This is a genomic window from Aldersonia sp. NBC_00410 (assembly GCF_026342035.1).
GTDB lineage: Bacteria > Actinomycetota > Actinomycetes > Mycobacteriales > Mycobacteriaceae > Aldersonia.
The window spans coordinates 1-11628 of the sequence record NZ_JAPENM010000009.1 but is presented as its reverse complement, the minus strand read 5'-3'; the positions used below and the strand labels follow the sequence as shown (position 1 = coordinate 11628).

At 70.1% G+C, this 11628-nt stretch carries 10 protein-coding genes and 1 pseudogene; 8 read left to right on the top strand and 3 right to left on the bottom strand.

The annotated features are described in order from the left end of the window. Nucleotide 1: 1 nt before the first annotated feature. Both OG921_RS20050 and OG921_RS20045 read right to left on the bottom strand, forming a co-directional pair. Nucleotides 2-238 carry a hypothetical protein gene (locus OG921_RS20050; protein ID WP_266114293.1) on the bottom strand — a complete coding sequence of 79 codons (237 nt, stop codon included), beginning with the start codon at nucleotides 236-238 and terminating at the stop codon, nucleotides 2-4. Further along, nucleotides 231-1643 carry a PspC domain-containing protein gene (locus OG921_RS20045; protein WP_266114292.1) on the bottom strand — a complete coding sequence of 471 codons (1413 nt, stop codon included), beginning with the start codon at nucleotides 1641-1643 and terminating at the stop codon, nucleotides 231-233. The genes OG921_RS20050 and OG921_RS20045 overlap by 8 nt, the downstream gene beginning before the upstream one ends. A gap of 143 nt (nucleotides 1644-1786) precedes the next feature. On the opposite strand from OG921_RS20045, the gene OG921_RS20040 reads away from it, so the two are divergent. The 6 genes and pseudogenes from OG921_RS20040 (at nucleotide 1787) to OG921_RS20010 (ending at nucleotide 7925) form a co-directional block, all read left to right on the top strand. Next, nucleotides 1787-3151 carry an ATP-binding protein gene (locus OG921_RS20040; RefSeq protein WP_266114531.1) on the top strand — a complete coding sequence of 455 codons (1365 nt, stop codon included), beginning with the start codon at nucleotides 1787-1789 and terminating at the stop codon, nucleotides 3149-3151. Further along, on the top strand, nucleotides 3148-3819 hold the full coding sequence (locus OG921_RS20035) for a response regulator transcription factor (protein WP_323182830.1): 672 nt from the start codon (nucleotides 3148-3150) through the stop codon (nucleotides 3817-3819). The genes OG921_RS20040 and OG921_RS20035 overlap by 4 nt, the downstream gene beginning before the upstream one ends. Nucleotides 3820-4135: 316 nt before the next feature. Beyond that, nucleotides 4136-5084 (top strand): annotated as a pseudogene (locus OG921_RS20025) (hypothetical protein). Further along, entirely contained in the window at nucleotides 5081-6142 is a 1062-nt protein-coding gene (locus OG921_RS20020) for a hypothetical protein (RefSeq protein ID WP_266114289.1), read from the top strand. Before OG921_RS20025 ends, OG921_RS20020 begins: the two are co-directional and overlap by 4 nt. Next, entirely contained in the window at nucleotides 6139-6972 is an 834-nt protein-coding gene (locus OG921_RS20015) for a hypothetical protein (RefSeq protein WP_266114288.1), read from the top strand. The genes OG921_RS20020 and OG921_RS20015 overlap by 4 nt, the downstream gene beginning before the upstream one ends. A 35-nt stretch (nucleotides 6973-7007) precedes the next feature. Further along, a complete protein-coding gene (locus OG921_RS20010; RefSeq protein ID WP_266114287.1) occupies nucleotides 7008-7925 on the top strand; it encodes a hypothetical protein in 918 nt (305 codons plus the stop codon). A gap of 15 nt (nucleotides 7926-7940) precedes the next feature. Here the strand turns inward: OG921_RS20010 and OG921_RS20005 are convergent, their stop codons facing one another. Beyond that, the gene (locus tag OG921_RS20005) at nucleotides 7941-9173 is read right to left on the bottom strand and encodes a serine/threonine-protein kinase (protein ID WP_266114286.1); all 1233 of its coding nucleotides are present in this window, start codon (nucleotides 9171-9173) and stop codon (nucleotides 7941-7943) included. 231 nt (nucleotides 9174-9404) lie between these two features. On the opposite strand from OG921_RS20005, the gene OG921_RS20000 reads away from it, so the two are divergent. Then, nucleotides 9405-10157 carry a hypothetical protein gene (locus OG921_RS20000; RefSeq protein WP_266114529.1) on the top strand — a complete coding sequence of 251 codons (753 nt, stop codon included), beginning with the start codon at nucleotides 9405-9407 and terminating at the stop codon, nucleotides 10155-10157. Further along, nucleotides 10154-11628 (top strand): DNA polymerase Y family protein (locus OG921_RS19995; RefSeq protein ID WP_266114285.1); only part of this gene is annotated, 1475 nt, incomplete at its 3' end. The genes OG921_RS20000 and OG921_RS19995, both read left to right, overlap by 4 nt.

Here is an 11628-nt window from a genome sequence, read left to right as displayed (position 1 = left end):
CCTACTGACGTGCGCGCTTGCCCGGTACGAAGACGAGCAGCGCACCGGCCACGATCGCGGCGACGGCGAGGATCCAGCCGAAGTTCAGGCCGTCCACCCCGTCGAAGGGCCAGGCGTTGCCGCCGGCCAGCGCCCAAGCGCTGACCACGAGAGCGACGATCCCGGAGAGCAGCAGCAGGACCGACGGTCCGCGCTTGGCGGTCTTGGTTTCGGTTTCGGTATCGAATTCGTCAGCCACGGAGCACCTCCACCTTGCCGAAGCGGCCATCCACATCCAGGGTCAACACCGGCCCGTCGGTGCCGTCCGGTCCACCGGTCAGCCCTTCGGGCAGGCAGGTCGCGTCGCCGAACTGCATCTCGCAATGACTGCGGACGTTCATGTTCGTCGGAATCAGCACGGTCGCCTGGCCGAACTCCTGCTTCACCTGCACCGTCCGGTTCTCGGTGAGTTCGAGTCCGCGCAGGTCGAGAGTGCTCTCGCCGAACCGGACGACGTACTCCGGCCGCAGGTCGGCGGCAGTCGCGGGTTGCCAGGTCTGGTTGCCGGTGCTGTTGAAATCGACCGGGCCGACCAGCGAAGCCAGCACGACGAAGCCGAGCACCGGAGCCGTGACGATCAGCAGCCCGTAGCCCCGGCGCAGGAAGGCCCCGATGATCAGGCCGACACCGATCACGGCAAGCGCGATCGCACCGATCCGGGCGGGGGTGAACCATTCCACCCCGAGCGCGGCGGCGATACCGGAACCGGCGGCGGCCAGGATTGCCAGGCCGATCACCGTCGTGGTGAGCCGGGAACGTCCGCGCACGGTCTGGGCGACCTCGGGGACCTGGGTCGGTGTCGGTTCGGGTAGATCCCAGGCGAACGGCGCGACGCCCAACGGATCCCAGGCCGGCGGTCGAGTGGTCGTCGATGGCGTGCCGGCGGGCGGGGTGCTCGACCAGCCCGAAGGCGGTGCAGGCAGATCGTTCTCCCGCGCGGGTCCGGATTCCTCGTCGTCGACCGATGATTGCGGCCTGTCGGGTGCGGTTTGCGCAGTCGACGGTGTCACGGCCGGGCCGGGCTCGTAGTGCTCCGGCAGCCGCGTGTACGGCGTGTAGTCACTCTGCATGGCCCGCCACGGCGGACCGAATCTACCTGGACCGCAACCAATTCCGGATCCACGAGCGGGGCCGAATGAGTCGTAGGGCGCCGACATGCCGACCGGCAGCGGCGGCGGTAGCGGTCGACGCTGGTACAGCAGCCACAGGCCGGCGAGCATGAGGGCGGTGCTGATCAGACCCGACCCGCCCAGTCCGACACCGACCGGTCCCATCGTGCCGACGGCGATGCACAGGGCGACGATCAGGATCACCGTCTTCCTGGACGACTGCCTATCGTTGCGCCGTCCGCCCACCAATGCCTCGGCGCGGGAGAACTCGTGGCGCGCGTCGTTGAGCAGCAGCCACCCGGCGAGATAGAGGACCACTCCGGCGCCGCCGAAGATGGTGGAGACGACGAAGGCGATGCGAACCAGCACCGGGTCGACGCCGTAGCGGTAGCCGATACCCGCGGCGACACCCGCGATCGGACCGCGGTCGGGCAGTCGGACAGGGCGGGTGCGCCAGAGGTCGGCCAGTTGATCGCCGAAGGTCGTCGTGCTCATGTAGCAATCGTGGCCGCTCGGGCTGCATTTCCGCATCGGGGGGAACCCTGATCTTCGTGGGCCGTCCACGCGGCGCGACCCCGATACGTCGCGGACAGGTTCAGGGCAAACCCCGATGCCGAGTACGGGCCCGACGTGCCAGTATCGAAGATGTGCCGTCCGTGTTCCCTCCTGCCACGACGCCGGAACGCGACCCGACCAGGCTGGTCCGTCGCTCCGGCGGCAGCATCATCGGCGGTGTCGCGGGCGGGATCGCCGATCACCTCGGCATCGACCCCTTCAAAGTCCGAGTGGCATTCGTACTCCTCGCCGCGCTCGCCGGCGCCGGGATCGTTGCCTACGGACTGATCTGGGTCTTCACGCCGAGCGGATCCGACACTGCGCGGCCATCCGCCGGTGAGCGGCGCCGTGCCTACGGGCTGGCGATCATGGGCCTGGGACTGGCCGCCGCGCTGTCCTGGATGTTCAGTGGCACCGCCGGGCAGGTCATCGTCCCGATCCTGGTCGTGGTGATCGGCGCGGGCCTGATCTGGCACGAATTCGACTCGGACGCATCACGTTCGATATTCGGCCTGCCGGACCGACCGACGGTGCTCACCTGGTCGCGAATCGTGGCCGGCGCGACGCTCATCGTCGTCGGTCTCGCCGTGGTGGTGCTCGCGCGCGTCGATCTCGACGCGCTGCGCCCGGCGTTGCTGGCCGTCGCGGTGACACTGTTCGGGGTCGGCCTACTCACCGTCCCGCTCTGGCTGCGCACCATGCGCGCGCTGAATGCCGAGCGGGCGGCGCGAATTCGCAACGAGGAGCGTGAGGAGATCGCCTCGCACCTGCACGATTCGGTGCTGCAGACGCTCGCGCTCATCCAACGTCAGGCGAGCAATGCACAAGAGGTCAACAGGCTGGCGCGCAGCCAGGAACGTGAGCTGCGGACCTGGCTGTTCGACGAGCCCGAACGTCCGCAGTCGAGCCTGGCGGCAGCGCTGCGCAGGATCGCCGGCGAGGTCGAGGACCAGTACGGGGTGAAGGTCACCCCGGTGATCGTCGGTGATGTCGCGCCCACCGGCGGCCCAGGTCAGAATCACCGCGACGCACAGGATTTCCCGCGTGAGCGTTTCACCGCGCTGCTCGGCGCGACCAGGGAGGCGTTGGTGAACGCCGCCAAGCATTCCGGGGTCGCGGAGGTCGACCTGTTCGCCGAGTGTGAGGACGACCGGGTGAGTGTCTTCGTCCGGGATCGCGGCGTCGGTTTCGACATCGACGAGATACCCGCGGATCGGCAGGGGCTGTCGCGCTCCATCCGCGGTCGGGTCGAGCGGCGCGGCGGTGAGGTCGAGCTGATCAGCGGCACCGGCCGGGGGACCGAGGTGCGAATCCGAATGGCCAGGGGTGGCAAGGGCGCCGATGCGGGGCGGACATTCGAGCCGGCGGCTGCCGAGACAGACGACGCAGAGCAGGCGGAGAAGCAGGATCAAATGGAAACCAAGCACCGTGAGGAGCAGCCCCGGTGACCGTTGCGGATACTTCGGTGCGGCACAAGCCGTATCGGGTCTTTCTGGTCGATGATCACGCGGTGTTTCGCTCCGGTGTGCGTGCGGAACTCGGCAGCGAGACCGATATCGAGGTGATCGGGGAGGCGGGCACGGTCGAGGAGGCCGTGCTCGGGATAAACCACACCCACCCGAATGTCGTGTTGCTCGACGTGCACATGCCCGACGGCGGCGGGGTGGCGGTGCTGAACCGGATCGACCCGGGACCGGTGTGCCTGGCACTGAGCGTGTCGGATGCGGCCGAGGATGTGATCGCGGTGATCCGGGCGGGGGCCCGCGGCTATGTCACCAAAACCATTTCCGGGTCCGAACTCGCCACCGGTGTGCGCCGGGTGGCCGGTGGCGATGCGGTGTTCAGTCCGCGGCTGGCCGGGTTCGTGCTCGACTCGTTCACCGGCAAGTCACCGGTCCCCGAACCGCCGCTCGATCCGGAACTCGACTCGCTGACCCCGCGCGAGCTCGAGGTGCTGCGCTTGCTCGCCCGTGGGTACACCTACCGCGAGATCGCCGAGGAACTCGTCATCTCGGTGAAGACCGTGGAGACGCATGCGTCGAACGTGCTGCGAAAGACGCAGCAGTCCAACCGCAATGCGCTCACCCGGTGGGCGCACCGGCGTCGTATCGACTAGTCGTTTCAGAGCTCCGGAAAGAACTGGTGGACCACCGTCTCACGGGGAACGCCTGCGGTCGGTGTCGGGCACCTGGATGCACCTGTGGTTTGCCCCACAACCATCCCATTGCCCGCAACAGATCTCACAGACCGAGTGGCGCATCCAGGATCAACGACTCAGGACACCGGCGCGAGCAGCGTGACTTCGAATCGCACCGATCGTAACCAGTGACAATGCGTCCCTTATTCGCTCACCTGTTGAGGTGAACACCGTCCTTGGCCATGTGTCCCGTCTTACCGTGGCCGTATCGGCTGTTGTGGTCGCCGTCGGGGTGATGGTGGCGTCGCCTGCTCGTGCCCAAACGCCGGTGCCGCTGGATGGCTTGTTCGCCCTGTCGCCCGGAGTATGCGCGGGCGGCGCGGTGAGCGGCAGCTTCTTCCGGATGATCTTGCCCACCGGCGACGCGAACGGTCCGTTCCTATCCAACAGCGACTCCGCGTGCAGCGACCAGAGCGTTACTCCGCTTTCCGCGGGCAGCGACGGCGGACTCGTCAGCGGCAGCTATCAGCCGCAGCCCGCGGCGGCGTTCGACGGGCGCCGGTAATGCCGTCTCGGGGCGGGTCACCACCCCGGTCCGGTTCTACGGCGTGGGCTTCGCGACCGCGACCAATCCGACCGATCCGCAGACCGGAACGGGCACTGCGGTGCCGCAGATAATCGCCACCGGCGGCGCTCTCTCCGGTGACCTGAGCAGCCTCGGCGTGACCTGGAACAACCAGGTGTTCAACCAGGGTGCGCCGAAGCCGGGCGGCGGGCTGCCGGGCAAGACGACGGCGGTGCGCGGCACGATCGACCCCACCACCGGCAGCTTCGTGCTCGAGTGGACCAGCCAGATCGTCGGCGGACCGTTCGACAACTTCACCGGGCTCTGGCACCTCGCCGGACAGTACCGCGGTGGTACCGCGCTGCGACCGGCCGCCGCACCCGTCCCGGCTGGTCCGGCACCCGGGGCACCGGCACCCGGGGCGCCCGCAGCGGGAATCGCGGCACCGGCACCTGTTCCAGCACCCGCACCTGGTCCAGCACCGGCGCCGGGCGACGAGCCCGCCGCACCCGTGCAAGCCGGCGCGGCGGATCCGGCGCCGGTAGCGAAGACGATCGATCTGCCCGATGATCGCGACCTGCCGATCTGGCTGGTGCCGGCCCTGATCGTGGTCGGCCTGGCGGGTGTGGCGGCGTTCCTGTCCGCGGACCGGATCGCGGGCCGGAGACGGCGCCCATGACCGAACCGCGGCCAGGCATGGCGACCGTAGGCGCCGCATTCCCGGCCTACGGGGACGTCGTCTCCTCGCACGCTGCCGAGGTCGCCGGGATCCGCGCGCCCAGGTCCCGAATTCCGCACCTGCTCCTGGCAGCGCTCGGGGTGGCGCTGATCCTCGCCCCACTGTTGCTCGGCATGTTCACTCGAGCCGCGCAGGGGCAGGAGATGATCGTCTCTTTCGCCCCGTACATCCAGACCGAACGGATCGCGGAGTTCCGTGCCGATTTGGCCACGGTTGATGCCGCGCGGGAGAACGTGGCGGCGCTCGAACTGTCGGGGCACGCGCCGGTCGGGGACTATCCGTACGTGGCAGCGCTGGTGCGTGAATACCCCAGCATCGACGCCGACATGTCCGCGATGTTGGACACTGTCGAATCGAACGCCGTTCGCTATCAGCAGCTTTCCTCGCTGCCGCCGTTCGCGCTGTTGCCTTGGCTGTTTGTCCTGCCTGGGCTCGCTTTCGTTCTCGCCGGCGCGCTCGGCTGGCGCGCGGCGCGGCGCGGCCGGCGTTCGATGTTCGCGACGGGCGTGGCAGGGCTGGCGGTGGTGTGGTTACTCGTCGTGCCGTTCGCGGGCGGCTTCTTTACCAATGCACCCTCGGGAACGCCACTGCTGCAGGACTTCTCGGCCATCATGACGCATGATCGCGTCCGGCAGGTGCAGGGCTACTTCGTCACCCTGGCAGGTGGGCAGGGCGAGCTGAACAGCCGCTACACCAAGGCCGTGCTCGCCGCCGACCCGGGCGCGGATGTCGGTGCGATAGCGGCGCTCGAGGCCCGCTGGCAGCCGATGACCTCCCAGTTCGCCGGGCTGATCGGCGTGCTGAACGACAACGTCGACAACTACACCGCAGTCTCCGAATTGAACGATTCCACAGCGCCGCTCGGCTTTTCCGCATTCGACCGGTTCGGGTGGTTCTTCCTGCTGCCGGGCCTGGCCGGGCTGGGCGTGCTCGTCGCCGAGCCGGCTCGTGTGCTGCTCGATCGACGACGCGCCACGGTGCAAGGAGAGAATCGATGAATCGACGAATCGTTACGGCCATCCTGGTCGCGATCTTCGTGCTGTTGGGGTCGGCCTGCTCGAGCTCCGAGTCGGCGGGGTCGGACACGCCGGCGCAGGACGAGCCACTGATCGGATTGTTCCGGTTGACACCGGGAACGGTGGACGGGGAGACGGTGTCCGGCACCTGGTTCCGGATGGTGCAACCCGGCGGCACGCCCGAGTCCGGCCCGTACATGCCCAACGGTGACTCGATCGTTCCCGGGGGCGCCGCAACTTTGCTGGAGCCCGGCACCGAAGGTGGATTGCGCACCGGCGGCTACCAGTCCGAGCCGAATCCCGCCTTCGCGGGAGGTAATTCGCTGGCCGGGTCGATCACCAAGCCGACGAAGTTCTTCGCTGTGGAATTCGGCACCTCGACCAACCCGGTCGACCCGCAGACCCAGCGCGGCGTGGTGGCGCCGTCGGTGGTGAACAAGGCCGGCGTGCTGACCGCGGACCTGTCCGCGTGGGCGGCCTCGTGGAACAACCAGGAATTCAACCAGGGTGCACCGAAGCCGCCGGCGAAGGCGGGACCGGACGTGCCGGTCGCTGCGCAGGTCCGGCAGGCGTGGGACTGGGTCGCGCAGAAATGGCTGAACATGCCCAGCGAGACGGCCGCCAGCGGACCACCGGCGACGGGCACCTTCGACCCGGACAGCCGTGCCTTCACCCTCGAGTGGACCAGCCTGATCGTGGGCGGGCCGTTCAACGGCTTCACCGGCGTCTGGCATCTCGGGGGCGTGTTCGAACCGGGTGCCGCCGCGCCGGGCGGCCCGGGCAATGCGCCACCAACGGGCTCAGGCGGTTGAGCGATGAGACGAAGCAGCGGTATCGAGAGGATGCGATGACCAACCCGTCCGCACGACCCAGATCTGGCCTCGCGACCATCATTCGCGTGGTCTCGGCCGCCGCGGTGATCGGCAGTTCGGTCGCGGTGACCGCGTTGACGGTGGACAACGGCGATCGGGTCGCGGTTGTCGTGCCGCAGGCGCAGGTGGCCCCGGCGCCGGTCGCGCCGCCTGCCGGGAACGCCGAGACCGCACCTGCGCCGGCCGCGCCGCCCGCAGTCGGCACGCCCGCACCGGCAGCGTCGGTCCCGCTCGGCGGCGGCGTCGGGGCGGGTGCGGTACCGATCGGTACCGCCCCGGTGTCGACCGTCCCGCTGCCGACCGCCGCGCCGGGCGCCGGGCCCGCGGGCGCCGTCCCGCTCGGCGCGGTCGCGCCGGGTACGGGCAGCCCCTTCGGCGCGACGATTCAGGTGACGCAGCCGCCGTGCCCGCTGGGCTGGCCGGCACCGGAGAAGCAGGGCGGCCTGGCATCGTTGATCGGTTTGGCTCCGCTGGCCGGACCGTTCTCCTCGGAGGCGTTTGCGCTGGCGTCGGTGTACCAGCCGATGCTGCGCCTGGCCGGGCCGATTCTGGCCGAGATCGCGCCGGTGATCACCCACTACCAGCCGCAGATCGATCCGATCATTCAGAACGTTCAGGCGGTGGAAGCAGTTGTGCTGCAGGCGATTCTGCCGTACTACGGACCGTACCGGGACCAACTGATCGCTGCCGAGGGGGACGTGGCGAAGGCGCTCGCGCCGGTCCTGGAACGGGCCTACGCCACCGAGAGCGCCTCCTGCCTGGTGGCATGGCAGGGGCAGGTGGTCGAACAGGCGCGCGGCGGGCGGATTGTGGTGCCGTCCCTGGCGCGGCCGGGCACGCTCGTCGAACTCGGCCCCCAGCCCTTTGCGCCCCGGACCGACGCGCCGCGCTAGCCGGCGCCGGCAGGCTCAGAAGGCGGAAGCGATCAGGAAGGCCAGCGCAACCACGACCACCGCGGCGCCGACGAGTAGCGCGACCAGGGCGCCGATCGGGAGGCCCTGCCTACGAGACAGGGATTTCCGCTCTGCCTGCGTCGGGAACGACGGCGTGGTGCCGGGGCGGGATGGTGCCAAACCGGTCGTGTCGTCGGTCGAGCCTTGCGCGGGAACGGGATCCGATCCCTGCGTGGCCGCGGGGAGTGGACGTGCCGGGCGCATCGCCGAGCCGGGAACCGTGCGATCGGGCACCCGGCGGCCACCACTCGCGCCGGCCGGTCGGACCGCCCAAGCGGGCACCGACCCGTCCCGGGAACGCAACGGTGCGCCGAGGATGTAGGCGGCATTACTGCCGGCGCCGATCGTCGCGGCGAGGAGTTCGTCGCGTGCCTGCGCCATGCTCGGCCGACGTGCCGGGTCGGGTTCGAGCATGTGCAGCAGTGCGTCGGTGAGCATTTCGGTGCGCTGCGGCGGAATTATCTCGGCGGCAGCGACCTTGGTGAGCATGGACGAGGGATCCGGGTCGATACCGAACGGCGGCTGTCCCTCCACCGCGGTGTAAAGCGTTGCACCGAGGGAGAATACGTCACTCGCCGCGGTCGGGTTGGCGCCGCGAGCCACCTCGGGAGCGAGGTAGGCCGGGGTGCCGGTGATCATTTCGGAGTTCTCGGGATCGGTGTCGCCCACCGTCCTGGCGATACCGAAGTCGGAGATCTTGACGATGCCGACGCCACGTCCTCGATTGGCGATGAGGATGTTGCCCGGTTTGATGTCGCGATGGACGATGCCCGCCGCGTGTGCGTCGGCGAGTGCGTCGGCGATCTGTGCGCCGATCTGGCCGACCTCGATCGCCGGAATGGTGTCGGCGGCGTTGAGCGCCTGCGCGAGACTGCGGGAGGGCAGGTGCTCCATTACCAGCCAGGGCTCGCCGCCTTCGATCGCCACGTCGTACATCGCGATGGCGTGCGTGTGCGAGAGCTGTGCGGCGATCCGGCCCTCGTTGATCACCTGGTTGCGGACCCGCTGCGCCTCGACCGCGCTCAGGCCGGTGGTCGAGGTGATCTGTTTCATGGCGACGTCGCGATCGAGCAGCCGGTCGTGGGCGAGCCAGACCGAACCCATCCCGCCACCGCCGAGCTTGGTACGCAGTCGGTAGCGCCCGGCTACCAGGAAGTCGGGACCAACGGGGGGACGGGGGACGCTCACGTAGGCGAGATTAGTTGACTCGAGTGGCTGTGCTGGTGGCCTGTCGGGCCTGCGCAGGTGAGCGGCTGGACTTGACGGCCGACCCGGCCGAGGCTTTACTTGAAGTGTTCGAATATGTGTTCGAATACCGCGTCTTCCCCGTGGTTTTCTGCGCTGTGCCGCCTGCGGCGCAGCTACGCCTGCAACATGGGGGTACGTGTGACATTGCCACTCGAATCACATTCGGCTGCAATCGAATCGGCCGATGCCGGAGCAGATGTCCCGGCTGGTCCCGACCGGCAGGAGCGGCTGGAGCAACTGCGTCGCCGGATTGCCGCGGTGCCCGGCCGAGGTGAGGCGTCCACCGGCCGGTTGCCGCTCGCCGCCGACGAGCGTGAGGTGCTCGCGGTACCGGACGGGATTGCCCGGCTGCTGCCTAAGGGCGGGTTGGTCAGGGGATCGGTGGCGTCGTATTCGGGGCCGAACTCGCTGCTCGCCGGTCTGCTCGCCGCGGCGACGAAGGCAGGCGCGCATGCGGTGCTGATCGGTATGCCCCGGTTCGGGTTGCTCGCCGCGGTCGAGATGGGCGCCCGGCTCGACCGCATCGCCGTGGTCCCCGATCCCGGTCCCGACCCGGTGGAGGTGGCCGCGGTGCTGCTGGACGGAATGGACCTGGTGGTGCTCGGGCTCGGCGGCGCGGCAGTGGCACCGACGCGTTCGCGTGCCCTGGTCGCGCGGGCGCGGAGCAAGGGGGCTGCGCTTGTGGTGACCGACGGTCACTGGACCGGTGTCGAGCTGTCGCTCGCGGCCCGCGTCGTCGGCTACGAGGGGCTCGGCCGAGGTTGCGGGCGGGTGCGGGCGGTGCAGCTCGATGTCAGTGCCACGCGCCGGGGCGCCCCGTCGCGGACGGTGCGGGTCGATGTGCGGCCGGTTGCTCGTGGGGGTGTGGAGTGGGTGCCGGAGAACCTGGCGTTCACCCGGCTGCCCGAGGCGGTCTCCCGGTGAACAAGGCCGAGGCGGGGCACGCGCCCGCGGCAAAACCGGCCCGGGTGCTTGCCCTGTGGTGTCCCGACTGGCCGGCGATCGCCGCGGCCGCGGCAGCGGACCTGCCGCCCACCCGTCCGGTGGCGGTCACCTCGGCCAACCGGGTGGTCGCTTGCTCGGCGACGGCGCGGGCGGCGGGAGTGCGGCGCGGGCTGCGTCGAAGGGAGGCCCAGGCGCGCTGCCCCCAACTGCACGTCGTGACCCTCGACCCGGATCGGGACGCGCGGTTGTTCGAACCGGTCGTTGCGGCGATCGATGCCGTCGCGCCGGGGGTGGAGGTGTTGCGACCCGGGCTGCTCGTGCTCTCGGCGCGCGGCGTTGTCCGGTACTTCGGTTCCGAACCGGCCGCCGGGGAACGGCTCGTCGACGCGGCCGCCGCGGCGGGGGTGGAGTGCCAGATCGGTATCGCCGACGAGCTGTCCACCGCGGTGATCGCCGCCCGGCATGCCACGCTCGTTCCGCCCGGTGCGGGTGCGCAGTTTCTGGCGCCCCTGCCGGTCGCCGAGCTCGCAGCCGAGCCCAGCCTGGCCGCACCCGACCGGGAAGAACTGGTGGATCTGCTGTGGCGCTTGGGATTACGCACCATCGGGGCGTTCGCCGCGTTGTCACCCACGGATGTGGCCTCGCGCTTCGGGACCGATGCGGTGCTGGCCCATCGTGGCGCCCGCGCCGAGCCGGAGCGGCCACCCTCGGCTCGCGGATTGCCGCCCGACCTCGAGGTGTGCCAGTCCTGCGACCCACCGATCGATCGGGTCGACGCGGCGGCCTTCGCCGGGCGCGCACTTGCCGAGCAACTGCACCGGCGGCTCGCTGCTGCCGGGGTGGCCTGCACTCGGTTGCTGGTGCAGGCAGGCACGGCGAACGGCGAACACCTCTCGCGCACCTGGCGCTGCGCCGAACCGCTCACCCCGGACGGCACCGCGGACCGGGTGCGCTGGCAGCTCGACGGCTGGCTCACCGGCCGCAACGAGGCCAGGCCCACCGCAGGGATCGTGCTGCTCCGACTCGAACCGGTCGAGGTAGTCGCCGCGGGAGCGCTGCAGCTGGGGCTGTGGGGCGGGGTCGGTGCGGAGGACGAGCGCGCCCGGCGGGCATTGATCCGGGTGCAGGGACTGCTCGGCGGCAGCGCCGTCCGATCCGGGGTGCTCTCCGGCGGGCGCGGCCCGGGCGAACGGATCACCCTGGTTCCACTCGGCGACGAACCGACCCCCGATGCGGATCCGCACCTGCCCTGGCCGGGCCGGCTGCCGGAGCCGGCACCGGCAGCGGTACTCGACACCAGGCCGGACGTGCTGCTCGAGGACGAGGCCGGGCGCCCGGTGCAGGTCACCGACCGCGGGGCGTTCAGTGCTCCGCCCGCCCGGCTCCGCTGGGGACGGCGGGTCTGGGCCCTGCAGGGCTGGGCGGGGCCGTGGCCGGTGGACGAACGCTG